Origin of the sequence: Williamsia sp. MIQD14 (genome assembly GCF_051025635.1) — a bacterium.
GTDB lineage: Bacteria > Actinomycetota > Actinomycetes > Mycobacteriales > Mycobacteriaceae > Williamsia_A.
Genome location: NZ_JBPFDG010000006.1, coordinates 105,085 through 129,905 on the forward strand (window position 1 = coordinate 105,085; position 24,821 = coordinate 129,905).

The window sequence follows — 24,821 nt, forward strand, 5'->3', positions numbered from 1 at the left end:
GCGAGACTACGCGGTCTTGTCGCGCCGTTCGTCGCGACGCGGCTTGCGCGGCACGATGGTCGGCAACACGTTGTCGCGCACGGTTTCTCCGGTGACGACCACCTTGGCGACGTCGTCGCGGCCGGGGATGTCGTACATCACCGGGAGCAGGACCTCTTCCATGATGGCGCGCAGACCACGAGCGCCGGTGCCCCGGTGGATCGCCTGGTCGGCCACGGCGTCGAGAGCGTCGGGGGTGAACTCGAGTTCGACGCCGTCCATCTCGAAGAGGCGCACATACTGCTTCACGAGGGCGTTCTTGGGGGTCGAGAGGATCGAGACCAACGACTCCTTGTCGAGGTTGGTCACCGACGCCACCACCGGCAGACGACCGATGAACTCGGGGATCAGACCGAACTTGATGAGGTCCTCGGGCATGACCTCGGCGAACGCGTCGACCATCTCGTCGTCGTTCTTCTTCGCGACCTCGGTACCGAAACCGATGCCGCGCTTGCCGATCCGATCGGAGACGATGCGCTCGAGACCCGCGAACGCGCCGGCCACGATGAACAGCACGTTCGTGGTGTCGATCTGGATGAACTCCTGATGCGGATGCTTGCGGCCGCCCTGCGGGGGAACCGAGGCCTGCGTGCCCTCCAGGATCTTGAGCAGCGCCTGCTGCACGCCCTCGCCGCTGACGTCGCGGGTGATCGAGGGGTTCTCGCTCTTGCGGGCGATCTTGTCGACCTCGTCGATGTAGATGATGCCGGTCTCGGCACGCTTCACGTCGTAGTCGGCGGCCTGGATCAGCTTCAGGAGGATGTTCTCGACATCCTCACCGACGTAGCCCGCCTCGGTCAGCGCGGTCGCGTCGGCGATGGCGAACGGTACGTTCAGCATCTTCGCCAGGGTCTGCGCGAGGTAGGTCTTACCGCAGCCGGTGGGGCCGAGCATGAGGATGTTCGACTTCGCCAGTTCCACGGCCTCGCCGCCGCGGGAGTCCTTGCGGTCACCGGCCTGGATGCGCTTGTAGTGGTTGTAGACGGCCACGGCGAGGGTCCGCTTCGCGGTGTCCTGACCGATGACGTAGTTCTCGAGGAAGTCGCGGATCTCCGAGGGCTTGGGCAGCTCGTCGAGTTTGACGTCGCTCGACTCGGCGAGCTCCTCCTCGATGATCTCGTTGCACAGGTCGATGCACTCGTCGCAGATGTACACGCCGGGGCCCGCGATGAGCTTCTTGACCTGCTTTTGGCTCTTTCCGCAGAACGAGCACTTCAGCAGATCGCCACCGTCTCCGATTCGCGCCATCGTGTGATGTACCTCTTCCTTGTGCACCGGCGCGATGGGCATCGCGCCGGGCGAACCGACCTGGCGTCAGTATGAACGACCGTACCCGCGGGTCGACCGAACTTCGACCGATAAACACTTTTGTCACGCCCGCGTCGGCGGGGGCCGATACGGGTGGGGAACACGAGTTCGCAGTGGTCCCAGGCGTACAGGATCACCCTTCGACGGGCACGCCGGGCGCAATCGCTGCGCACCCGGCGTGTCGTCGGAGTCTGTCGCCTCGCCGTCAGCTGCGGCGTGCGGACTTCTTGCGGTACTCGAAGACCTCGTCGATGATCCCGTACTCCTTGGCCTGCGCCGCGGTGAGGATGTTGTCGCGGTCGGTGTCGCGTCGGATCTTGTCGGAGTCCTGGCTCGTGTGCCCCGACAGGATCTCGTCGAGAAGCCGACGGATGCGCTCGATCTCGGCGGCCTGGATCTCCAGGTCGGACACCTGGCCCTGGTACGAGCCACCGGTGCGCGGCTGGTGGATGAGCACCGTCGCGTTGGGCAGCGCGGCGCGCTTGCCCGGGGTGCCGGCGGCCAGCAGCACCGCAGCGGCCGAGGCCGCCTCACCGAGGCAGACCGTCACGATGTCGCAGTGGACGTACTGCATGGTGTCGTAGATCGCCAGCATGGCGGGCACGCTGCCACCGGGCGAGTTGATGTACATGGTGATGTCCCGGTCGGGATCCTGGGACTCGAGGACCAGCAGCTGGGCCATGATGTCGTTCGACACCGTCTCGTCGATCGGGGTGCCGAGGAAGACGATGCGCTCCTCGAACAACTTGGCGTACGGGTTGTACTCGCGCATGCCGTTGGGGGTGTGCTCGATGAACGAGGGCAGGATGTAGCGACTCTGGAGTCCGGCGGCTGCCACGCCTGCGGGACTGGGGGTGGATCCGAACACGTTGCTCATGGTTTCTCCGTGGTTCTGGGGCGGCGGTACGCGCAGGGCGTGGATGGAGTCGGGTCGGGGTGGGTCAGGCCCGCGAGATCACGTGGTCGACGAATCCGTACTCCTTGGCCGCGTCCGCGGTGAACCACTTGTCACGGTCGGCGTCGGCCTCGATCTTCTCGAGCGGCTGCCCGGTGAACTCGGCGTTGAGACGGTTCATCTCCTTCTTGGTCAGCGCGAACTGCTCGGCCTGGATGGCGATGTCGGCCGCGGTGCCACCGATGCCCGCCGACGGCTGGTGCATCATGATCCGCGCGTGCGGCAGGGCGTGACGCTTGCCCTTGGCGCCGGCGGCGAGAAGGAACTGGCCCATCGAGGCGGCCATGCCCATCGCGTAGGTCGCGACGTCACACTGCGCGAGCTGCATGGTGTCGAAGATGGCCATGCCCGCGGTGACCGATCCACCGGGCGAGTTGATGTAGAGGTTGATGTCCTTGGAGCTGTCCTCGGCGGCGAGCAGCAGGATCTGGGCGCACAGCCGGTTGGCGATGTCGTCGTCGACCTGGGTGCCGAGGAAGATGATCCGCTCGCGCAGCAGGCGCTCGAAGACCGAGTCGCTCAGGTTCAGGCCGGACATGCCCGAGCTGGCGGTGACACCCGAGCTCATCGCAGGCGTGTGGATCTTCGACTCGGTCACGATTCCTACTTTCGAAAGAGGTCGGGAGAGATCTCGGGGGTCGGCGCGGGGCGCCGGACACGAGATCGTTGTGCGGGAGTGCTCTTCGTCGACACTAACGAACAGGGGCGGCACCGAGTCGTCGGAGCCGCCCCTATTCGCTGACAGCGGAACACCTCGGTGGCCGCTGCCGTCGGTGGTCCTAGCTGGTCTCGGCGTCCTTCGTCGCGGCCTCGTCCTGCTCGCCCTCGGTGGTCGCGGGGGCGTCCTCGGCGGTCTCGGCGTCCTCGCCGCCACCGAAGAACTCGGCGGTGTCGACGGTCGCACCGCTGGTGTCGGTGACCGACACCAGACCGATGACACCGGCGAGCGCCTTGCTGCGACGGACATCGGCGTAGATCGCGCCGACCTGGCCCGCCTGCTGCAGCTGGGCGATGAAGTCCTGCGGCGCCATGCCGTATCGCTGGGCCTGGAACATGATCTGCTGGGTCAGCTCGTCCTGGCCGACGACGGTCTCGCGCGCGTCGGCGATCGCGTCGAGCAGCAGCTGCGACCGGACCGACTTCTCCGCACCCTCACGCGCCTCGGTCTCCCACTCCTCGCGGGTGGTGCCCTGCTGCGCGAGGAACTCGGCGACCTTCTCGTCGTCGTGATCGAAAGCGTGGACGACCTGGTGCATCTGGCTCTCGGCCTCGGCGTCGACGACGCCCTGGGGCAGCGGCACCTCGACGGAGTCGAGCAGCTTCTCGAGCACCGCGTCGCGGATCGCGCTGGCCTGCTCCATCTTCTTCGACTGGCCGACCCGCTCGGTGAGGTCCGCGCGCAGCTCGTCGATGGTGTCGAACTCGCTGGCCATCTGGGCGAAGTCGTCGTCGGCCTCGGGCAGCTCGCGTTCCTTGACCGAGTTGACGGTCACGGTCACCTCGGCCTCGGCACCGCTGTGCTCGCCCGCGACCAGCGTGGTGGTGAAGACCTTGTCCTCGCCGGCGCTCATGCCGACCAGGGCCTCGTCGAGGCCGTCGATGAGCTGACCGGAGCCGACCTCGTGGGACAGCCCGGTGGTGGAGGCCTCCTCGACCTCGGCGCCGTCGACGGTGGCGGCGAGATCGATCGAGACGAAATCGCCGTCCTTCGCGGGCCGCTCGACGCCGGTCAGGGTGCCGAAGCGGGCGCGCAGGGCGTCGAACTGCTCGGTGACCGCGGCGTCGTCGACCTCGACGGGCTCCACCTCGACCGACAGCGACGCGAAGTCGGGCAGGGCGATATCGGGACGGACATCGACCTCGGCGGTGAACGTGATCGACTTGCCGTACTCGAGTTCGGAGAGGTCGATGTCGGGCTGACCGATCGGGTTGGTCTCCGTCTCGGCGATGGCCTCGGAGTACTTGCCCGGCAGCGCGTCGTTGACGACCTGTGCGAGCACCGAATCGCGTCCGACCCGTGCCTCGATCAGCTTGGCGGGGGCCTTGCCCGGACGGAAGCCGGGGATACGGATCTGCTGGGCCAACGACTTGTAGGCGCGGGCGAAATCCTTCTCGAGCTCCTCGAACGGGACCTCGACATTGAGTTTCACGCGCGTCGGGCTCAGCTGCTCGACAGTGCTCTTCACGAACTTGACTCCTTGTGTGATGACGGTGGTACGGGTCTGTGGACGCGTCGGGGGTTTCTCGCCCGGGGATCCATCTGTCGTCGGGATGACAGGATTCGAACCTGCGACCCTCCGCTCCCAAAGCGGATGCGCTACCAAGCTGCGCCACATCCCGGACTCGCCGGTGTCACAGCGGAGAAGAAGGCTCGCAGTCCTCGCAGACACCGAGCGCAAATACTACGTTGCCGCGGTACGACCTCGGGAATCGCCTCGGACGGAGTCCGCAATGCGTTGCGGACGGAGTCCCACACGCGTTGCGGGCGGGGTCCGGCTGTCTGCCAGGGCGGTGCGGCGACCGATACGACGCAGGCGCCGGATCGCGGTGCGATCGGCGCCTGTGTCGGTCTGTGAGCGGGTGACGGGAATCGAACCCGCGTAGCTAGTTTGGAAGACTAGGGCTCTACCATTGAGCTACACCCGCGAGCACACCGCGCCGAGTGGGATCGCCATCGGCGCCGCGTGCGGAAGCGACTGTACCGCGTCGGCGCGGTCGATCCGAAATCCCGGGCGAGGCGGTTCGGACCGTCTCATGTGACACGCGTCTCCCACCGGCTTCATGCGCACGCACACTCTCATGCGCCTCATGCGCCACATGACAACGCTCCTGTAACGAATCAGACACAGTCTGGGTTGGGTGCAGTCCGCGGTCCGTGTCACCATGGGTGGGCGCGTGGGGTCTCGCGCCGTACACCCGTATCCGATCGAAGGACAGGTCTCGAACTCGTGCTGACTCCCAAGTCCACCCGCCGTGCCCACACCGTGCGCCGCGTGCTCACCGTGCTCATGGGTGTCGTGATCGCCCTCGTGGCCGTCCCGACCGCGGCGATGGCCGCGCCCGCCGCCCCGACACCGACCATCCCCGGCCTGCCGGGTGTGCCCGTGCCGGACTTCCTCAAGCCGCTGCTGCCCGCCCCGCCGGCGCCGCAGGCCACCCCCGAGCCCGCTCCCGCCCCGGCACCGCCCGCCGAGCCCGCGCCGCCGGTCCCCACCAAGACCGGCTGGGTCGCGCTGGCCGACGACGCATCGAAGATGCTCACCGTCTGGCACAACGGCAAGGTCGTGCGCACCATGCCGATCTCGATGGGGTCCAACGATCACCCGACACCCAACGGCACGTACTTCACCAAGGAGAAGTACCGCGACATGTACATGGACTCGTCCACGTACGGCGTCCCGGTGGACTCCCCCGGTGGCTACCGCACCTACGTCGAGTACGCGATCCGTATGAGCTGGGACGGCATCTTCCTCCACGCCGCACCGTGGTCTGTCGCCCAGCAGGGCAAGACGAACGTCAGCCACGGCTGCATCAACGTGAGCACCGAGAACGGCAAGTGGGCGTTCGAGAACTTCCCCACCGGCACGCCGATCGTCGTCCGCGGCACCGTGGGCGGGCAGTACGTGCAGGGCAGCTGACCCTCTCGCTCCACCGACGAGGCCCGACCGTGATCCACGGTCGGGCCTCGTCGCGTTCGCGGGCGGCCGCCGCGCGGCGGTGTCAGTGCGCGCCGAGTTCGTGTCCGTTGCCCTCACCGGTGACCCGGGAGATCGCGCGCATCTTGTTCACCGCATCGAGTGCGGCGACCTTGTACCCCTCGGCGAGGGTCGGGTAGTTGAACACCGCGTCGACGAGGTAGTCGACCGTTCCACCGCAGCCCATCACCGTCTGCCCGATGTGGACGAGTTCGGCGGCGTTGCTGCCGAACACGTGCACACCCAGCAGGGTGCGGTCATGGGCGTGGACGAGCAGTTTGAGCATCCCGTAGGAGTCGCCCATGATCGCACCGCGGGCGAGTTCGCGGTAGCGCGCGACACCCACCTCGAACGGGACGGTGTCCTCGGTCAGCTCCTCCTCGGTCTTACCGACGTAGCTGACCTCGGGGATCGAGTAGATGCCGATGGGCTGGATGCCGGTTCCGTCGCCGATCGGCTCCCCGAACGCGTGGTAGGCGGCCCGCCGGCCCTGCTCCATCGAGGTCGCCGCGAGCGCGGGGAAGCCGATCACGTCGCCGACGGCGTAGATGTGGTCGACCTCGGTCTGGAAGTACTCGTTCACCTCGAGACGCCCGCGGTCGTTGCCGACGAGCCCGGCCTCCTCCACCCCGAGTTCGTCGGTCACACCCTGGCGGCCCGCGGAGTAGAGCACGCACCCCGCGGGGATCTTCTTCCCCGACTCCAGGATCGTGAGCGTGCCCTGGGGGTGCTTCTCCACCGTCTTCACCGACTCCGAGAAGCGGAACGTGACACCACGTTCGCGGAGTTGGTACTGCAACGCCTCCACGATCTCGCGATCGCAGAAGTCGAGCATGTGCGGCCGCTTCTCGACGACGGTGACCTTGGTGCCGAGCGCGGCGAACATCGAGGCGTACTCGATGCCGATCACCCCCGCACCGACGACGACCATCGACTGCGGCACGTGGTCCATCCCGAGGATCTGATCCGAGTCGACGATGGTCGCGCCGTCGAACTCCACCGTCGAGGGCCGCGCCGGGCGGGTGCCGACGGCGATCACGACGTGGTCGGCGGTGATTACCTTGCGCTCGCCGTCGGGCCCGTCGACGGCGATCTCGTGGGGACCGGTGAAGCGAGCGTTGCCGATGAGCAGCGCGACGCGGTTGCGCGTCAGCTGACTCTGGATGACGTCGATCTCCTTGGCCACCACGTGCTGGGTCCGCGCCGAGAGGTCGGTCACGGTGATGTCGGACTTCAGCCGGTAGGACTGGCCGTAGAGCTCACGCTGGCTGAGACCCGTGAGGTAGAGAACCGCTTCGCGCATGGTCTTCGAGGGCACGGTGCCGGTGTTGATGCAGACACCGCCGACCATGTCGCGTCGTTCCACCACCGCGGCGCGTTTGCCGAGTTTGGCCGCGGCGATCGCCGCCTTCTGGCCCGCCGGGCCCGATCCGATGACGACGAGGTCGTAGTGATCCACAGTTGCACTCCGCTTCGGTGACAGGCGACACGCACAGACCGGCTCAGTCTCACGCAGTTCGGGCGCCACCACATGTCGTGGACGTGAATTTCCCGCGCGACGCACCTCAGGCGCTGCGCGGCAACCGCCTGTCGACGGCGAACGTGGCCTGCACCTGCATCCACTGCGCCAGCACCTCGCAACCGCAGAGTTCCCCGCGACCGCCCAACGGCTCGGACCCGTAGGCGACGTGGCGCCCGCCCCGGCGGTTGGTGATGGTGATGCCGTGCCACATGATCACCGCGGGCAGGTAGGCGATGATCTCGATCAGTGCCGTTCGGATCCGGGTGATGTCGCGACGCCACTGCCGTGGACGAATCGCGGTGCGCGCCGCGTTCTGGAAAGCGTTGGCGCGCAGTGTCTGTCCGATGCGCCGCAGCCAGACGGCGACATCGCGCAGCGACAGTGCGCTGGTGAGGTCGGCGATGTCACGGACCAGTGAGTCGTCACTGGCGTTGCAGATCATGTCGTTGGGGTCGGCGATCCACATCGTCGCGATACCCGGCGGCAGGTCCGGACCGGGCCCGGCGATACCGAATCCCTCGCATCCGTCGACCGCGCCGGGTGGTTGGTGGGGGTCGGCGACCAGGCCCACGCCGAGCACCGACGACAGGTCGCGTCCTCGACGTCGTGCACGGTCCAGCGCGTCGCGGATGACCACGCAACCCTGCGAGTAGCCGATGAGCATGACGGGTCCGTCGACCGCTGCCATGGCGGCCTGGAGTCGCGCCGAGCCGACGGCGACAGACTCGGCGAAACTCATGCCGTCGCGCTGCGGCACGGGTCCGTAGCTCGACGGATAGCCCACCCACCGGCAGCGGAACCGGTGGTCGAGGTGTGCGCCGACCTCGGCGAGCAGGCCGGAGAGGTCGGTACGCGGGTCGCCCGGCCAGGACTCCCCGGTCCCGCCGACGGCGAGGACGGTGACTGTGGTCATGGATCCCATCCTCGACCCGCCACCTGAGAGATCGAGCTCGTGAACTCTGAGGATTGCCTGGCAGTCGAGCGCAGGGATCAGTCGGGCTGGCAGGAGGGGCACCAGAACAGGTTGCGGCCCTCCATCACCTCACCGAGGATCGTGTTCCCGCAGATACGGCACGGTTCGCCCCGGCGACGGTAGACGTAGCTGCGCGGCCGCCCACGGATGCCCTGGGTCCCGTGATCGTCCTGCGGGCGGATCGTGATGATCTTTCCTTTACGCACGCCGACATCCATGAGGGCGACGATGTCGTCCCAGATCTCCTGCCACACAGCCTGATCGACTGCGGTACCGATGCGATGGGGGTGCACACCGGCGCGGAAGAGCACCTCGGCCCGGTAGACGTTGCCGATCCCGGCGACGATCTTCTGGTCCATGAGCATCGCGCCGATCATCCGCTTCGAGCGGTGCACGCGGGCGAAGGCCTTGTCGGGATCGGCGTCGGGACGCAACGGATCGGGTCCGAGACGCGCGACGAGCGCGCCGAGGTCCTCCGGGGTGAACATCTCGCAGGCCGTGGGGCCGCGCAGGTCACCGCCGTGGTCGTCACCCTCGATGCGGAGGCGTACCTGTCCGACCGGCGGCGGCATGGGTGCCTTCACATCGGAGAACTTGCCGTACAGCCCGAGGTGGATGTGCACCATGTCGCCCGAGTCATAGTGGTGCAGAAGGTGTTTGCCCCACGCCTCGGCCTTGGTGAAGTACTGGCCGTCGAGACGCTCGGCCTCGTCGACGAAACGCCCCTGGGGACTCGACACCGCGAGTTGCTGCCCGCGATAGCGGCGGTGGTGCAGACGCGCGAGCCGGTGGATCGTATGGCCCTCGGGCATACCCCGCTCAGTTCGCGGGCAGGGCGGGAGCCTGTCCCGTTCGCTCGTAGTCGGCGAGGATGTCGATGCGCCGCTGATGGCGCGGCTCCTCCGACCACGGCGTGGCGAGGAACGCGTCGACGATCGCGAGCGCCTCGTCGGTGGAGTGCATGCGTCCGCCGATACCCATCAGCTGGGCGTTGTTGTGCTGGCGGGCCAGCTGCGCGGTCTCCACGCTCCAGGCCAGTGCGCACCGGGCGCCGGGCACCTTGTTCGCCGCGATCTGCTCGCCGTTGCCGCTACCGCCCAACACGATGCCGAGGCTGCCCTCGTCGGCGACCGTCGCGAGCGCCGCCGCCACGCAGAACGCCGGATAGTCGTCCTGCGCGTCATAGGTGTGGGCACCGCAGTCGGTGACCTCGTGGCCCGCGGCGGTCAGGTGGTCGAGGATCTGGTTCTTGAGTTCGAAGCCGGCGTGATCGGCCCCCAGGTAGACGCGCATGCGCTACAGCATGCCAGGTCATCGGGGGCCGACCACACGGTGGCCGGGGACTGCTCAGTCGAACTGCGGTCCCTCGTCGCGGCTGCGCTTGAGTTCGAAGAAGTGCGGGTAGCTCGCCAGCGCCACGGCGCCGTCCCACACGCGCCCGGCGTCGTCGCCGCGTGGGATGCGTGAGAGCACCGGACCGAAGAACGCGACGTTGTTGATGTGGATGGTCGGCGTGCCCACGTCGTCGCCGACGGCGTCCATGCCCTCGTGGTGGCTCTTCCGGATCGCGTCGTCGAACTCGCCGGAGTCGGCGGCGTTGGCGAGGTCGGCAGGCAGATCGGCATCCGACAGCGACGCGGCGATCGCCTTCTCGAAGTCGTCGACGCCCTTGTTGTGGATCTGGGTCCCCATGGCGGTGTAGAGCGGGTCAAGGACCTCATGGCCGTGCGCGTCGACCGCGGCCTGCAGCACGCGGACCGGCTTCCACGCATCCTTGAGCTTCTCGGCGTAATCAGCCGGGATGTCCTTGCCCTCGTTGAGGACGGCGAGGCTCATGATGTGGAACTCGACGTCGATGTCACGGACCTTCTCGACCTCGAGGATCCAGCGCGAGGTGATCCAGCACCAGGGACACAGCGGGTCCAGCCAGAAGTCGACGCGGTCCCGTCCGGTGGAGCCGGTGGTCCCGGTGGTCTGCTCTGCGGTGGTGCTCATCAAAACTCCTCGCGTCGATCGGTGCGCATTCGTGAATACGTCTCGTAGGAGTCAACGGCGAGCGCCGATCGGCATTCCCGACCCCACCATCGCCCCTGCACACCGGGGTGGCGGGGATGATGGGGTAAGTGTGTTGACGACACGACTCCCACGAACCACACGCCCCACGACCCATACGCCACCGACAGGACAATTCTCTGTGAGTGCACCGAATCTGACCCGCGACGACGCAGCCCGTCGCTCGTCGACGATCGCCGTCGAGAACTACACGATCGACCTCGACCTGACCGACGGCGCCGGAAAGCCCGGCACCGAGACCTTCCGCTCGACCTCGACCGTCACGTTCACCGCCGAAGCCGACTCCTCGACGTTCATCGACATCGTCGCGAAGTCGGTGGTGTCGGCGACGCTCAACGGCACCTACATCGACGTCTCGGGCTACGCCGAGGAGGACGGGATCACCCTGTCCGGCCTCGCCGAGCGCAACGAGCTCACCGTGGTCGCCGACTGCCTGTACTCGAACACCGGCGAGGGCCTGCACCGCTTCGTCGATCCCACCGACGACTCGGTCTACCTGTACTCGCAGTTCGAGACCGCCGACGCCAAGCGCATGTTCGCGTGTTTCGACCAGCCCGACCTCAAGGCGACCTACGACGTCGCCGTCACCGCCCCCACCGACTGGGTCGTGATCTCGAACGCCGCGCCGACCGATTCCGACGGAGCGGTGTCGGAGGGGAACGACGGCCGCCACACGTTCGCGACGACCGAGGTGCTCAGCACCTACCTCGTCGCCCTCATCGCCGGTCCCTACGCCAGCTGGACCGACGCCTACACCGACGACCACGGCACGATCGACCTCGGGATCTATTGCCGCGCATCACTCGCTGAGTTCATGGACCCCGAGCGGCTGTTCACCGAGACCAAGCAGGGCTTCGAGTTCTACCACCGCAATTTCGGCGTCCCGTACGCGTTCGGCAAATACGACCAGCTGTTCGTGCCGGAGTTCAACGCCGGCGCGATGGAGAACGCCGGTGCCGTCACCTATCTCGAGGACTACGTCTTCCGGTCGAAGGTGACCAAGGCGCTCTACGAGCGACGCGCCGAGACGGTGCTGCACGAGATGGCGCACATGTGGTTCGGCGACCTCGTCACCATGAAGTGGTGGGATGACCTGTGGCTCAACGAGTCCTTCGCCACGTTCGCATCCGTCCTGTGCCAGTCGGAGGCGACGGAGTACAAGAGTGCGTGGACGACGTTTGCGACGGTCGACAAGTCGTGGGCCTACCGCCAGGACCAGCTGCCGTCGACCCACCCTGTGGCCGCGGACATCCCCGACATCGCCGCGGTGGAGGTCAACTTCGACGGCATCACCTACGCCAAGGGCGCCTCGGTGCTCAAGCAGCTCGTCGCCTACGTCGGTCTCGAGGATTTCCTCGCGGGTCTGCGCGACTACTTCGACGCCCACAAGTTCGGCAACGCCACGTTCTCCGATCTCCTGGGTGCACTGGAGAAGTCGTCGGGTCGCGACCTGTCGGACTGGGGTGACCAGTGGCTCAAGACCACCGGCATCAACGTGCTGCGCGCCGACTTCGACGTCGACGACGCGGGCGCGTTCACCCGCTTCGAGATCGTCCAGGAGGGTGCAGCCCCCGGTGCGGGCGAGTTCCGCACCCACCGCATCGCGGTCGGCATCTATGCCGACGACGACAACGGCAAGCTCGTGCGTGTGCACCGTGCGGAGCTCGACGTCTCCGGCGAGCGCACGGAGGTGCCCGACCTCGTCGGGGTGGACCGCGGCGCACTGATCCTCGTCAACGACGACGACCTCACCTACTGCACCGTCGAGCTCGACGAGCACTCGCTCACCACGGCCACCGAGCGGATCGCCGACATCACCGAGTCGCTGCCGCGCACGATGGTCTGGTCGGCCGCGTGGGAGATGACCCGCGGAGCCACCATGCGGGCACGCGACTTCGTCGAGTTGGTGGAACGCGGCATCGGCGCCGAGACCGAGATCGGCGTGGTGCAGAGGGTGCTGATGCAGGCCCAGACCGCCGTGGACCGCTACAGCGACCCGGAGTGGGCGGCGACCACGGGCTGGCCCGGCTTCACCGCACGGCTGCTGGAACTGGCTCGCGCCGCCGAGGCGGGTTCGGACCATCAGCTCGCGTTCGTCGGTTCGCTGCTCGCGTCACCGGCGGGCGGCGACGTCGTCCCGGTGCTGCGATCGCTGCTCGACGGCGACGATCCGGCCGATCACGGTCTGGCCGGCCTCACGGTCGACACCGATCTGCGGTGGTCGATCGTGACCGCACTCGCCGCGGCCGGTGCGATCGACACCGACCCGGAGTCGACGCCGGTCATCGACGCCGAGGCGGAGTCGGACAACACCGCCGCCGGTGCCCGCAAGGCCGCCGCGGCGCGCTCGGCGCGACCGTTGGCCGAGGCGAAGGCGCACGCGTGGCAGCAGGCGGTCGAGGACGATTCACTGTCGAACACGCTGGCGCGCGCGGTCATCGGCGGGTTCGCCCGCCCGGGCCAGGAAGAACTGCTCGCGCCGTACGTCGAGAAGTACTTCGAGGCCGTGCCGAAGGTGTGGAAGCGCCGCTCGAGCGAGGTCGCGCAGAGCGTCGTCGTGGGGCTATACCCGCAGTGGTCGATCGACGAGCACTCGCTCGAACTCGCCGACGCCCTGCTGGCCGAGGAGCACCCGGCCGCGCTACGTCGTCTCATCCTCGAGGGACGTGACACCGTGGCCCGTTCGCTGCGGATCCGCCGGTTCGACCGCGGGGACGATCCGCAGGGCTGACCGGCCCCACACGTCGGTCGACCCACAGACGACACGAACGCCGCGTCCCGAGGAGGGACGCGGCGTTCGTCGTGGTGGTTCGTGCGGCGCGGTGTCAGGAACGCGCGACGGCGGTGGCCATCACCCGCAGGGCCGCGATGAGCCCGTCGACCATGTCGTTGTTGCGGAACGACGCGATGGCCGCGGTCACACCGAGCTGCGCGACGCGGTCGTTGACGCGGTCGGCCACCTCGCTGCCGCTGACGACGACGATGTCGTGGCTGTTGGGCGACACCGCGATCAGCGCGGCGTGCGCGGGCTCCGGGATCTGCGGGAGCACGGCGGTCGCGCCGGCGTAGGGGTCGGTGCCCAGGTCGCCGATGTAGATCGAGAAACGAACGCGTGCCAGCTCGGTGGCGTGCGACAGGGCCTCGTCGAGGGCGACGAGCTCGTCGCGCGCGAACGGCGGTGTCGCAGCGGCCGAACCGGGCATGCGCGCGGCCGAGATGCGACCGCTGGTGGTGACGACGGCACCGAGCGGCAACGCGTCGGGATCGGTCACGACGGGCTTGATCTCACCACTTGCCACTTGCGGACCCTCCGATCAGTTCGTCGGCGCCGAGATCGTGGTGGACGGCCGACAGCGGCGCCGCGTCGGTCGCACTGAGCAACATCGGGTCACGCGTCCACTCCTGGTCCAGGGTGTACGGCGTCGTCTTCTCGTACTTCGCGCCGAAGGCCCACGCCATCGACACGACGCAGCCGATCACGAACACGATGCAGATGATCGTGACGGGAACGCCGATCGCGACTATGAGGTCATCCATCCCAACACCCTTCAGCAGTGGAGCTGCGCCCAGAGAAGTCGTACTCGGAGAAAATCTAGCCGAACTGCACCGCCGCGGACCATTCGGGTACGACGAGCTGTAGTCGACGGCATGGTCACCGGGGCGAGCGGGATCAGGCGGCGCCGACGTCGATGTAGCGCGACCAGGCTGGATCGATCTCCTTGACCGTGGCCAGCAGCCGCCAGTGGCGTCCCTTGGGCGGGGTGAGGGACGCGCGCAGCGTCCAGCCGAGTTCCGAGAGCAGTCGGTCGGCCTTCTTGTGGTTGCAGTTCGCGCAGCAGGCCACGCAGTTCTCCCAGTTGTGCGCTCCCCCGCGACTGCGCGGCACGACGTGGTCGATGGTGTTCGCCTTGGCGCCGCAGTAGCCACACCGGAAACGATCACGGTGCATCAGCGCCGCGCGGGTCATGGGGATCTTGGCCCGGTACGGAACCCGTACGTAGGTGCGCAGTCGGATGACCGACGGGATCGGCATGGACAGATCGGCGGAGTGGATCGCCGGTCCCATCTCGTCGGTGTGGACCACGTCGGCCCGTTCACGCAGCACCAACACGACGGCGCGGCGGATGGAGATCGCGGTGAGGGGTTCGTAGGTGGCGTTGAGCAGCAGCACGCGGTGCTTGCCCCAGACCGCGGTGGTGGCCACGCCGTTCTCGTCGACCGGGGCAGCGGAATCCGTTGATGACGCCGCACCGGCGGTGGAGACCGGACCGCCCCGGGACGCAGTGGAGACAAGCGCGGTCACCCGCTCTGACTGCTGCTTCCTCATGCGCGTCATCCGACCTCCGACAGTGGGGACGATCCAGTTCACCACGGAATCGCACCGAACGCACTGCATTAGCCGGCCGACCCGGGCGGCGGGGTCGCCATATCGACATCTGCGCAGCTCACAGGGGTCGCCGACGAGTGAACATCAGGTGTCGGGCGGGGGTGGCCCACGCCGGCACGTTCGAGTGCCGACGTCGATGAGGGACACTGGATGCGTGACCGATGGCGCAACGACGTTCTACGAGGCGGTCGGGGGTGCGCAGACCTTCGACGACCTCACCCGACGTTTCTACGAGGAGGTGGCGCGCGACGAGATCCTGCGGCCTCTGTATCCCGAGGAGGACCTCGTCCCGGCCGAGCGGCGCCTGCGGATGTTCCTCGAGCAGTACTGGGGCGGCCCGCGTACCTATTCCGACGAGCGTGGCCACCCGCGTCTGCGGATGCGCCACCACCCGTTCCGGATAGGCCCCATCGAGCGCGACGCCTGGTTGCGGTGCATGCACACCGCCATCGACTCCATCGGCACCGACCGTCTCGACGACGACCACCGGCGCGCGCTGGTCGACTACATGGAGATGGCCGCCCAGTCGATGGTGAACTCGCCGCTGTAGGGCCTGATCGCGTGAGCGCGCGGGCAGCCGACGCGCCGATGTGAGCGCGACCACGCCCGGGCGCGGCGGGACCGGGGCCTCGACCACCGGTGAGGCAAGATGACCATCGTGAACGACGAATCATCCGACGCCCCGATCGACGACCCCGCACCCGAGGGTGCCGACGGCGTGGACGCGTCCACCGACGTCGCCGAGGACACCTCCGATGTGGCTGTGGGTCAGGACGTTTCCGTCGCGGCGGAACCGGTCGTGGTGTCCACCGACGACGCCGGCGCCCCGGCGTGGTGGACGTCTGCGGTGTTCTATCAGATCTATCCGCGGTCGTTCTCCGACAGCGACGGCGACGGTGTCGGAGACCTGCCGGGCGTGATCGACAAACTCGGCTACCTCGAGCTGCTCGGTGTCGACGCGCTGTGGATCAGCCCGGTGATGCGCTCCCCCATGGCCGATCACGGCTACGACGTGTCCGACCCCCGCGACATCGATCCGCTGTTCGGCGGTATCGGCGCGCTCGACGCACTGATCGCCGAGGCCCATGCGCGGGACATCAAGGTCACCATGGACCTGGTCCCGAACCACACCAGCCATCAGCACCGCTGGTTCGTCGATGCCCTGGCCGCCGAACCCGGCAGCGCCGCGCGTGAGCGGTACATCTTCCGCGACGGCCTCGGTGAGGACGGCAGCGAGCCACCCAACAACTGGCCGAGCATCTTCGGCGGGCCGGCCTGGACCCGGATCACCGAACCCGACGGCACGCCCGGTCAGTGGTACCTCCACATCTTCGCCGCCGAGCAACCCGACCTGAACTGGGAGAACGACGAGGTCTTCGACGACCTCGCCACCACCCTGCGGTTCTGGCTGGACCGGGGCGTCGACGGTTTCCGCATCGACGTCGCACACGGGATGGCCAAGCCGCCCGGCCTGCCCGACATGCCCGAGGAACTGCAGACCGGTCTGCTCATCAACGACGACGACGATCCGCGGTTCAACAACCCCGGCGTGCACGCCATCCACCGCCGCATCCGCGAGGTGATGAACTCCTACCCCGACGCGGTCACCGTCGGGGAGATCTGGGTGCGCGACAACGAGCGCTTCGCCGAGTACATCCGACCCGACGAACTCCACCTCGGATTCAACTTCCGGCTGGCCGAGGCCGACTTCACCGCCGACTCCATCCGCGAGGCGATCGAGAACTCGCTGGCCGCAGTCGATTCGGTCCGCGGCAACCCGACGTGGACGCTGTCGAACCACGACGTCGAGCGGGAGGTCACGCGTTACGCCGCCGAGACCACCGAGGCGGTGGGACTCGATCGGGCGCGGGCGATGGTCATGGTCGAGCTGGCGCTGCCGGGAACGGTGTTCCTCTACAACGGATCCGAGCTCGGACTGCCCAACATCGACCTGCCCGAGGAGGCGCTGCAGGACCCGGTGTGGGAGCGGTCGGGTCACACCAACCGCGGCCGCGACGGCTGCCGGATCCCGGTGCCGTGGCTCGGCGACGTCCCGCCGTACGGCTTCAGCACCACCGAGGACACGTGGCTGCCCATGCCGAAGGACTGGGATGTGCTGACCGCGGAACACCAACTCGAGGACGTCGACTCGACGCTGTCGCTGTACCGGCTGGCCATCGAGCTGCGCAAGACTCGGCCGGAGTTTGCCGGCGAGGAGATCGAGTGGTACGGCGCACCGCCGCAATGCCTCGCGTTCCGGCGAGCGGTCGGACGCCTCGTCTGTGTGCTCAACGCGGGTGACACCCCGGTCGGGCTCCCCGCGGGTGAGGTGCTGCTCACGAGTGCGCCCCTCGACGAGGGACGATTGGCACCGAACGCCGCGGCCTGGCTGGTCTGACGCTCAGGTCGCGGTCAGCGCGATCGGGACCGTGCGCCGGAAGTAGACCGACCCGAACCGTGCGTCGATCCGTGCCCATGCGCCGTTGGTGCGGACACGCACGGGCTCACCGGGGTCGATCGCCGAGATCGATGACGTCTCGGTGACCATCCGGCCGTCGGCGTCGGTGACGAAACCCATCGCGGTGATGGCGAAGACGGCGCGCATCGTCACCGCCACCGCCGTGCCGGTCCACTCCGACGAGGAGTCCGGGCTCACCTCCAGCACGGTCTGATCGAGCAGCGAGGCGGGTGGTCCCTGCGGACCGCCCTGGGTGCGGGCGACATCGGCGCCCTCCCGGGACAACTCGACGATCGCGCGCGCGGGCACGTCGTCGACGTGGACGAACCCGGATTCGGGGGGCAGTGCGCCGGACTGCCAGGCGCTGTCGACGGAGAACCCGGCGTCGATCTCGCGGGCGGTGGCGTCGTCGTCGGAGGGGACCCGCAGCGCGCCGTGGAGGACGGCGCTGTCGTGGACGATGTCGGGCGCGTCGATCGCGACCCGCACCACGCGGGTGGCCAGCACGTCGAAGGGCGTGTGTACCCAGACCCCGACACCGCCGTCGCCGCGGCGCCGCAGGCGGATCGCCGAGGTGGGGTCGAGGCGGTGGGCGCGAGAGACGAAGGCGTACAGGTCGTACCGGTCCATCAACTCGTCGACGACGATCACGCCGGGCCTCGCCGGTGGGTCTCCATCACCGCGCGGTGCGTGTCGCGCCGCGTCCGTCGGGCCGCAGGAAACTGCGCAGATAGTCCTTCTCCTCGGCGGTCATCCGCCGGGGCATCTGCGTGTCGACGTCGAACGACACCAGCTGCGTCGAGGCGACCACCGCCGGCTTGCTCTGCGGATCGGCGTCGGCGGGGCGCACCTCGTAACCGACGGTGAAATCCACCGCTCGGACGGCCGTGGTGAACATGGTGACCTCGATCGGCGACTGCTCGTGCCGCAGCTGGCCCTGGTATCGCACCTGTAGGTCGGCCACCAGGCAGCCGGTGCGCAGTCCGACGGTGGGTCGCTCGTCGTAGAACAGCCACGGGATGCGCGCCTCCTCCAGCAGGGTCACCATCCGTGCGTGGTTGATGTGGGCGAACACGTCCATGTCCGACCAGCGCACGGGCACCGTCACCAGGAAACCGGCGTCGACGCGGCGGCCGTCATCACCTCCGAGCGACTCGTCGCGGTGTAGATCGGCGGACGGTCCGTCGGCGGCTGCCATGTCGTGTGCATCCTTTCGAGGTCATCGATCCTGTCGACACCGTGAGTGTCGGTGCCCGCGGGTGGCGGACCCGTCCATCACAACAGATGGCGCGCGGCGAGTCGTCGACGGGCACGGCCTCGATCTGTGGCAGTGGCAGTACCCGCCTCGGTGGAGGATCACCGCATTCCGGCGAACCACTCCACGATCGGCCCGAGGGCGTCGCGATTCGATCCGAGGTGTCGCGAGGTCTCGTACGAAGCGGTGGGCAGGTTCGTGCGGGTCACCCTTGCTCCGGCGCTGGTGAGAGACGCGGCGCACCGATCGGTGTTGGCGGTCACGGCCTGTTCGTCGCCGTCCATCGCGAACAATCGCACCGGTGCCGACGGTCTCCAGCCGTCACAGACGGAATCGGCGCGGTCGAGTGCCCGCGCGAGCGCGCCGACGGGATGCCGCAGCAGGTCCGTGGCGCGCGGTGTGAGCAGCGCGTCGAGCGTGCCCGGTAGGCCGGCGACCATGACGGCGCCGGCGGTGTCACCGGAGAAGTACCCGTCGATGCGGTGTGCGTAGGGCGACGCGAACATCTGGGTCGGATCGGTGTAGATGCCCCCGTACACCTGATTCCACGCGCTGAGGAGGTACGCGGTGTAGATCACCGCCATCCGCTCATCCACCCTCCCCGCGAGCATGGCCGGGATCTGCACCGCCCGAAGGGCATACGCCCCACTGACCGGCGCGACCGCACGGAGCCGCAGGTAGCCGTCCTCGCGATCGTCGAGCGCACGGGCCACGCCCATGGCCGCCGACGCCCCCTGGGAGAAGCCGGTCACCATCACACCGGGTCGCACGGATTCACCGTTCCTGCCGATCACCGTTCGCGACGCGCGCAGGAGATCGAGCGAGGCCGAACTCTCGGTGCCCACATCCATCCACGGGTGCCGTCCCGGACTGTCCCCGAGACCGAGGTAGTCCGGTGCCGCTGCAGCGAATCCTGCCGCCGCGTAGGTCAACACGGGCGCCGTCGCCCATTCGTCGGTCGAGCGGGACGGTACATCCGACCGGACGCTGGTGGTGCCGTGGCCGTACGAGACGAGGGTCAGGGTCCGAGAGTCGCGGCGTGGCAACGCCAGCAACCCGCTCGCGGTCGTGGGTCGCCGGTCGACCCCGGGGGTCCGGTACACGACACGGAACGTGTCGACCCCGGACGCGACCGCCCCGGTCCCCGACCCGAAGCCGGCGAGACGATCGCGAACCTCCGACGCCGTGTATCCGGCGACCCGATCAACCGAGATCACCGTTCCGCGCCACTGCTCGGTCGTGTCGGTGTCCGCACAGCCCGCCGCGGCGGCCCAACAGGCCACGGTGAGCGAGGCGATGATCAGACGTGACATGTGTGTTCTCATGCCCAGATCATCGGTGACCTGTGCGCGGCAACGGATCACCCGTAGGTGGGAGGGACACCGCTACTTTCGGGGCGTCTGTTCCCGGAGGTTCGGGAACGTGTCAGCGGATCACGCTGCGCAGTTGCCGGGCCGCGACCGAGAGGGTGGCGAGGTCCCAGTGTCCCGACGCCTCGATCTCGTCGAGGGTCGCCCGCGCCCGCGCCAGGCGCGACGCGTTGTGCAGCTCCCATTCGGCGATCTTCTCCGGTGCCGTCTCGTCGGGTTCGCCGACGGCCAGCACCTCGAGCGTGACCGCGCGGACCACTGCGAAGAGGTCGTCGCGCAGCGCCAGGCGCGCCAGCGACTGCCATCGGTCACCGCTGTCGAGGGCGGAGACCGCACTGAGCAGTTGCTCCACGTGCAGATACTCCAGCAGCGTCCCGTAGAGCTCGCCCACCTCGTCGACGTCGCGGTCGGAGATCTCGGCGGCGTCGACGATGTCGAGCAGGCAGAAGCGGTGCAGGCTCGCGGCCACGTCGTACGCGACGTCGGCCGCCACTCCGGCCTGCGTCCAGCCCCGGGCCCGGTCGGCGATGTCGCCGCGGGTGGTCTCGCCGAGCCAGTCGGGCAACCGGGCGTCGAGAGCGGCGACGCGTCCGGCGTACCGGGCGATCTCGGCGGCGATGGCCAGGGGCTGGGGGCGGGTGGCGATCAGCCATCGCGATGCCCGGAACAGCAGGCGGCGCAGATAGATCAGCATCTCGTCGACCGCGGCGATGTCGCCGTCGGAGGCGACGATACGTGCCCGCAACTGCGAGAGCCCGAACGTCTCCGACACCACCACGAACGCGCGGGCGACATCGGTCGGCGAGGCACCCGCACTCTCCCCCAGGGCGAACACGTGCTCGACGCCCGCGGTGTCGACGAGGTCGTTGACCAGCGTCGTGGTCACGATCTGCCGCCGCAGCGGATGCGCGGCGATGCCGGCGGCGTACGGGCCGCGCACCGGTTCGGGGAAGTAGTCGACGAGCCGGTCGTCGAACACGTCGTTGTCGGGCAGGTCGCCTGCCAGCAGATCGTCTTTCAGCGCGAGTTTGACGTGTGCCATCAGGGTGGCGAGCTCCGGCGACGTCAGACCGACACGGTGACCCTCGCGGGAAACGAGGTCGTCGGGGTTCGGCAACGCCTCGAGCGCGAGATCGACACCGTGATCGGCGGCGAGGTGTCCGAGGAGACGGGCGTGGACGTCGCGGGTCCGATCGGACAGGGCACGGGCGGTGCCCAGTTCCGAGTTCTGGGAGATGTTGTCCCACAGCACGAGCCGTCCGACCTCGTCGGTCATGGACTCGAGCAGTCGATTGCGCTCGTCGGGTGCGAGCGCACCGGAGGCCACCTGCGAATCGAGCAGGATCTTGATGTTGACCTCGTGATCGGAGCAGTCGACCCCGGCCGAGTTGTCCATGGCGTCGGTGTTGATCCGGCCGCCGGCCATGTCGAACTCGATGCGACCGTGTTCGGTCACCCCGAGGTTGCCGCCCTCGCCGATCACCTTGGCCCGCACCGACCTCCCGTCGACCCGGATCGCGTCGTTGGCCTTGTCGCCCACATCGGCGTTGCCCTCCGCCGAGGACTTCACATAGGTCCCGATGCCGCCGTTCCAGAGCAGGTCGACCGGCGCGAGGAGGATCGCGCGCATCAGTTCCGGCGGCGACAGGTGGTCGACATCGTCGGCGAGACCGAGGGCGTCGCGCACGGTGTCGGCGATCGGGATCGACTTGGATTCCCGCGACCACACGCCGCCGCCGGTCGAGATGAGCGTGGTGTCGTAGTCGGCCCACGACGACCGCGGCAGGTCGAAGAGACGTGTGCGTTCGCGGAACGACACTGCGGCATCGGGTTCGGGGTCGATGAAGATGTGGCGGTGATCGAACGCCGCGACGAGTCGGATGTGTTCCGACAGCAGCATCCCGTTGCCGAACACGTCACCGCTCATGTCGCCGACACCGACGACAGTGAAGTCGTCGACCGCCACGTCGACGCCGATCTCCCGGAAGTGACGTTTCACCGATTCCCACGCACCGCGCGCGGTGATGCCCATCGCCTTGTGGTCGTACCCCACCGAGCCACCCGACGCGAACGCGTCGCCGAGCCAGAACCCGTAGTCGGCGGCGACGGAGTTGGCGATGTCGGAGAAGGTCGCGGTGCCCTTGTCCGCGGCGACCACCAGGTAGGTGTCGTCAGCGTCGCGGCGCACGACGCCCCGGGCGGGAACGACTGTGGCGGTGCTCGACCCGTCACCCACATCGAGGTTGTCGGTGAGGTCGAGCAGCGCGGCGATGAATTCGCGGTAGGCCGCGACACCGGCAGCGCGGGTCGCCTCACGGTCGGCGGCGGGGTCGCCGGTGGCCGTCGGCGACTGCCGCACCACGAACCCACCCTTCGCCCCGACGGGGACGATGACGGCGTTCTTCACGGCCTGGGCCTTGACGAGTCCGAGGATCTCGGTGCGGAAATCCTCCCGCCGGTCCGACCACCGCAGACCACCACGTGCGACCGATCCGAAGCGCAGGTGCACGCCCTCGACGCGGGGTGAGTAGACGAAGATCTCGTGCAGTGGACGGGGCTGCGGGGTCTGCGGGATCTCCTGTGGGCGCAGCTTGAACGCCAGCGCCGCACCGGCGTCCGGCGAGTAGAAGTTGGTGCGCGACGTCGCCTTCACCACCGACGAGAACGCGGAGATGATCCGGTCGGCGTCGAGGCTGAGGACATCGGCGGCCAATTCGTCGAGACGTGTGACCGCACGCTCGCGGGCGTTGTCATCATGACGATCGGGATCGAACGACGACTCGAAGAGCGTGACGAGTGCGGAGGTGATCGCCGGGTGGTCGCCGAGCACCCCGGTGACATGCCGTGCGCCGGAGGAGAATCCGCACTGTCGCAGATACCGCGAGTACGCGCGCAACATGACGACCTCACGCCACGTGAGTCCGCACCGGATGACCAGCTCGTTGAAGGGGTCGACGTCGGCGACACCGGTCCACAGTCGACTGAAGGCATCGGTGAACCGGGTGGGCAGATCCCCGTTCGACCCCGCATCGGATCCCGAGGCCGAATCTGCCGCGAGCGGCACCCCGGCCGCGGGCACGATGGTGAACTCGTAGATCCAGCAACTGATCCCGTCGGGTCGGGTGACGGCGAAGGGGTGCTCGTCGAGGACCTCGACACCGAGGCTCTGCAGCATCGGCAGGATGGCCGTCAGCGACGCCGACCGACCGCAGAGGTACAGCCCGAAGGTCCACCGATCGTCGGATCCGCCGACGTGCGGCTGCAACCGCACGTGGTGCTCTCCCTCGGCGAGACCGGCCAGCACCGTCACATCCGACAGCGCCGCCTGCGGGTCGCGCTCGTTCTTGTAGGCCTGCGGGATCGCCGCGGCGTAGGCACCCACGAGATCGGCGTCGATCGCCCCACCTGCGATGGCGCGCAGGTCGTCGTCCCAACTCCGTGCGGCCGCGGTGATCTCGGCCTGGATCTCGGCGCGGCGCGGGTCGGCGGCATCGGCGCCGGCGAGCCGCGCGCACGTCGCGGAGTCCACCCGCATGATCACGTACACGAACGCCAACGGCGAATCGCTGATGCGCGCGGTGTACTCGAGCGAGCGTCCACCGAGACGCTCCACGAGCAGTGTCTGCATCTGTTCCCGCAGGCGGGTCGTGTAGCGGTCGCGCGGCAGATGGATTCGGGCCGTGACGATCTCGGCGTCGGCGTCGACGCGGAGGTAGACGCGGACCTCCCTGCTCGCGATCGCGTCGAGGACGTCGATGAGGGTGCGGCCCAGCTCGGTCGGGTCGGAACCGAACAGCTCGGCGCGTGAGGAGTTCTGCAGCAGTTCGAGCAGTGTCGCGCCGGCGTAGGAGTCACCGCCGACGCCCGCCTGCGCGAGAACCGCGCCGGCCACATCCCGCAGCACGGGGACCGCGAGCACGTCGGTGTGCAGGGCCGCGGGGGTGAAGATGCCGATCACGAGGTGGACGCGTCGGTCGTCGCCGGGCTCGACGACGCGGATGGCGGTGGGGTATTCGGTACGGATGACACCGGTCGGCAGGTGGATCCGGCCGATCGACACCGGACTGCTCGGCACCCGACCGGGATCGGCCGGCCGCGGAACCGACGACTGCGTGAACACCCCACGCGGACCGGACCATTCGAGGTCACCGGCGTTCGCCTGCAGCGACCCCAGGATCAGGAAGTGGTCGTCGGACAGCCACGTGAGGAGGTCGGCGTCGTCGTCGTTCCCGGCGTCGCGGGCCTCGGCGCCCAGGGACGCGAGGGTCTCACCGATCTCGTGGGCGTCGGCGTGGACGGCGACGATACGACCGAGCACCTCGGCGAGCCGGGCACGGACCTCAGCCGGCTCGACCCCCGCATGCGTCGCGGAGACCTGCAGCCCGATCCACGACTCGGTCGCCACATCGGCAGCACCCGACGCCGCCACCGGGTCGACGGAGATCAGCGTCCCGTCGTCGTTGCGCACCACCGCGAGGATCGGGTGATCGACCCGACGCACCGCGAGGCCCGCACGTTCGACCGCGACGACCGCCGCCTCCACGAGCAGTGGCTGATCGTCGACCACGACATAGACCGCGGCGATGGATCCCTCGGACTCGACGACGTCGATGAGGGTCTCCCCCGGCCGCCGGACCCGCGCGAGCGCGAGGTGGTCGGCGACATGGCGCAGGTCCACGCCGTCGGGCGCGGCATCGTCGGCAGGCGGTTCGCCGGGTCGGGCGTAGTAGCCGCGCGCGACCGCGGCCGGCGTGATCGTCGACGATGCCGTGCTCATGGCGGCGCC

General features: G+C 68.5%; 20 protein-coding genes and 2 tRNA genes. 4 read left to right on the forward strand and 18 right to left on the reverse strand.

The genetic code is table 11. The features are described from left to right. Window positions 1-6: 6 nt before the first annotated feature. The 6 genes from clpX to ACQ7HM_RS20455 all read right to left on the reverse strand — a co-directional run bounded on the left by clpX (window position 7) and on the right by ACQ7HM_RS20455 (window position 4,948). Window positions 7-1,287, reverse strand: a complete 1,281-nt coding sequence (gene clpX / locus ACQ7HM_RS20430) for an ATP-dependent Clp protease ATP-binding subunit ClpX (protein WP_434218067.1) — start codon at window positions 1,285-1,287, stop codon at window positions 7-9. 265 nt (window positions 1,288-1,552) lie between these two features. Beyond that, on the reverse strand, window positions 1,553-2,224 hold the full coding sequence (locus ACQ7HM_RS20435) for an ATP-dependent Clp protease proteolytic subunit (protein WP_434218068.1): 672 nt from the start codon (window positions 2,222-2,224) through the stop codon (window positions 1,553-1,555). A 64-nt stretch (window positions 2,225-2,288) separates the two neighbouring features. Continuing rightward, window positions 2,289-2,900 carry an ATP-dependent Clp protease proteolytic subunit gene (locus tag ACQ7HM_RS20440; protein WP_434218069.1) on the reverse strand — a complete coding sequence of 204 codons (612 nt, stop codon included), beginning with the start codon at window positions 2,898-2,900 and terminating at the stop codon, window positions 2,289-2,291. 181 nt (window positions 2,901-3,081) lie between these two features. Then, window positions 3,082-4,488: a trigger factor gene (tig, locus tag ACQ7HM_RS20445; protein WP_434218070.1), complete on the reverse strand. Its 1,407-nt coding sequence runs from the start codon at window positions 4,486-4,488 to the stop codon at window positions 3,082-3,084. 80 nt (window positions 4,489-4,568) lie between these two features. Further along, window positions 4,569-4,642 (reverse strand) — tRNA-Pro (locus tag ACQ7HM_RS20450). A gap of 235 nt (window positions 4,643-4,877) precedes the next feature. Continuing rightward, window positions 4,878-4,948, reverse strand: a tRNA-Gly gene (locus tag ACQ7HM_RS20455). Between the two features lie 302 nt (window positions 4,949-5,250). Here ACQ7HM_RS20455 and ACQ7HM_RS20460 point away from each other — a divergent pair. Then, the gene (locus tag ACQ7HM_RS20460) at window positions 5,251-5,940 is read left to right on the forward strand and encodes a L,D-transpeptidase (protein ID WP_434218071.1); all 690 of its coding nucleotides are present in this window, start codon (window positions 5,251-5,253) and stop codon (window positions 5,938-5,940) included. 82 nt (window positions 5,941-6,022) lie between these two features. Here the strand turns inward: ACQ7HM_RS20460 and sthA are convergent, their stop codons facing one another. From sthA to ACQ7HM_RS20485, 5 genes are all read right to left on the reverse strand, one after another. Continuing rightward, complete coding sequence (gene sthA / locus ACQ7HM_RS20465) at window positions 6,023-7,456, reverse strand: Si-specific NAD(P)(+) transhydrogenase (RefSeq protein ID WP_434218072.1); 1,434 nt, start codon at window positions 7,454-7,456, stop codon at window positions 6,023-6,025. A gap of 106 nt (window positions 7,457-7,562) precedes the next feature. Then, complete coding sequence (locus ACQ7HM_RS20470) at window positions 7,563-8,432, reverse strand: PE-PPE domain-containing protein (protein WP_434218073.1); 870 nt, start codon at window positions 8,430-8,432, stop codon at window positions 7,563-7,565. A 77-nt stretch (window positions 8,433-8,509) separates the two neighbouring features. Continuing rightward, window positions 8,510-9,304 carry an Fpg/Nei family DNA glycosylase gene (locus ACQ7HM_RS20475; protein ID WP_434218074.1) on the reverse strand — a complete coding sequence of 265 codons (795 nt, stop codon included), beginning with the start codon at window positions 9,302-9,304 and terminating at the stop codon, window positions 8,510-8,512. Window positions 9,305-9,311: 7 nt separating this feature from the next. After that, window positions 9,312-9,785: a ribose-5-phosphate isomerase gene (locus ACQ7HM_RS20480; RefSeq protein ID WP_434218075.1), complete on the reverse strand. Its 474-nt coding sequence runs from the start codon at window positions 9,783-9,785 to the stop codon at window positions 9,312-9,314. Window positions 9,786-9,839: 54 nt separating this feature from the next. Continuing rightward, window positions 9,840-10,487: a mycothiol-dependent nitroreductase Rv2466c family protein gene (locus ACQ7HM_RS20485; protein WP_434218076.1), complete on the reverse strand. Its 648-nt coding sequence runs from the start codon at window positions 10,485-10,487 to the stop codon at window positions 9,840-9,842. Between the two features lie 199 nt (window positions 10,488-10,686). On the opposite strand from ACQ7HM_RS20485, the gene pepN reads away from it, so the two are divergent. Continuing rightward, the gene (pepN, locus tag ACQ7HM_RS20490; RefSeq protein WP_434218077.1) at window positions 10,687-13,296 is read left to right on the forward strand and encodes an aminopeptidase N; all 2,610 of its coding nucleotides are present in this window, start codon (window positions 10,687-10,689) and stop codon (window positions 13,294-13,296) included. Window positions 13,297-13,390: 94 nt separating this feature from the next. On the opposite strand, the gene ACQ7HM_RS20495 is transcribed toward pepN, so the two are convergent. The 3 genes from ACQ7HM_RS20495 to ACQ7HM_RS20505 form a co-directional block, all read right to left on the reverse strand. After that, complete coding sequence (locus ACQ7HM_RS20495) at window positions 13,391-13,864, reverse strand: DUF5130 family protein (protein ID WP_434218078.1); 474 nt, start codon at window positions 13,862-13,864, stop codon at window positions 13,391-13,393. Continuing rightward, window positions 13,851-14,102 carry an aa3-type cytochrome oxidase subunit CtaJ gene (gene ctaJ / locus ACQ7HM_RS20500; protein ID WP_434218079.1) on the reverse strand — a complete coding sequence of 84 codons (252 nt, stop codon included), beginning with the start codon at window positions 14,100-14,102 and terminating at the stop codon, window positions 13,851-13,853. Before ctaJ ends, ACQ7HM_RS20495 begins: the two co-directional genes overlap by 14 nt. Window positions 14,103-14,235: 133 nt before the next feature. Next, window positions 14,236-14,901, reverse strand: coding sequence for an HNH endonuclease (locus ACQ7HM_RS20505; RefSeq protein ID WP_434218080.1), 666 nt, complete (start codon window positions 14,899-14,901; stop codon window positions 14,236-14,238). A 187-nt stretch (window positions 14,902-15,088) separates the two neighbouring features. Here ACQ7HM_RS20505 and ACQ7HM_RS20510 point away from each other — a divergent pair, with 187 nt between their 5' ends. Beyond that, complete coding sequence (locus ACQ7HM_RS20510) at window positions 15,089-15,502, forward strand: globin (RefSeq protein WP_434218081.1); 414 nt, start codon at window positions 15,089-15,091, stop codon at window positions 15,500-15,502. 99 nt (window positions 15,503-15,601) lie between these two features. After that, window positions 15,602-17,350 carry a glycoside hydrolase family 13 protein gene (locus ACQ7HM_RS20515; protein ID WP_434218082.1) on the forward strand — a complete coding sequence of 583 codons (1,749 nt, stop codon included), beginning with the start codon at window positions 15,602-15,604 and terminating at the stop codon, window positions 17,348-17,350. Window positions 17,351-17,353: 3 nt separating this feature from the next. On the opposite strand, the gene ACQ7HM_RS20520 is transcribed toward ACQ7HM_RS20515, so the two are convergent. From ACQ7HM_RS20520 to ACQ7HM_RS20535, 4 genes are all read right to left on the reverse strand, one after another. Further along, window positions 17,354-18,040 (reverse strand): hypothetical protein, encoded by a 687-nt coding sequence (locus ACQ7HM_RS20520; protein WP_434218154.1) that lies wholly within the window; start codon window positions 18,038-18,040, stop codon window positions 17,354-17,356. A gap of 46 nt (window positions 18,041-18,086) precedes the next feature. After that, complete coding sequence (locus ACQ7HM_RS20525) at window positions 18,087-18,608, reverse strand: acyl-CoA thioesterase (protein ID WP_434218083.1); 522 nt, start codon at window positions 18,606-18,608, stop codon at window positions 18,087-18,089. 158 nt (window positions 18,609-18,766) lie between these two features. Beyond that, window positions 18,767-19,990, reverse strand: a complete 1,224-nt coding sequence (locus tag ACQ7HM_RS20530; RefSeq protein WP_434218084.1) for a hypothetical protein — start codon at window positions 19,988-19,990, stop codon at window positions 18,767-18,769. 100 nt (window positions 19,991-20,090) lie between these two features. Continuing rightward, complete coding sequence (locus ACQ7HM_RS20535) at window positions 20,091-24,812, reverse strand: NAD-glutamate dehydrogenase (RefSeq protein WP_434218085.1); 4,722 nt, start codon at window positions 24,810-24,812, stop codon at window positions 20,091-20,093. Between the last annotated feature and the right edge of the window lie 9 nt (window positions 24,813-24,821).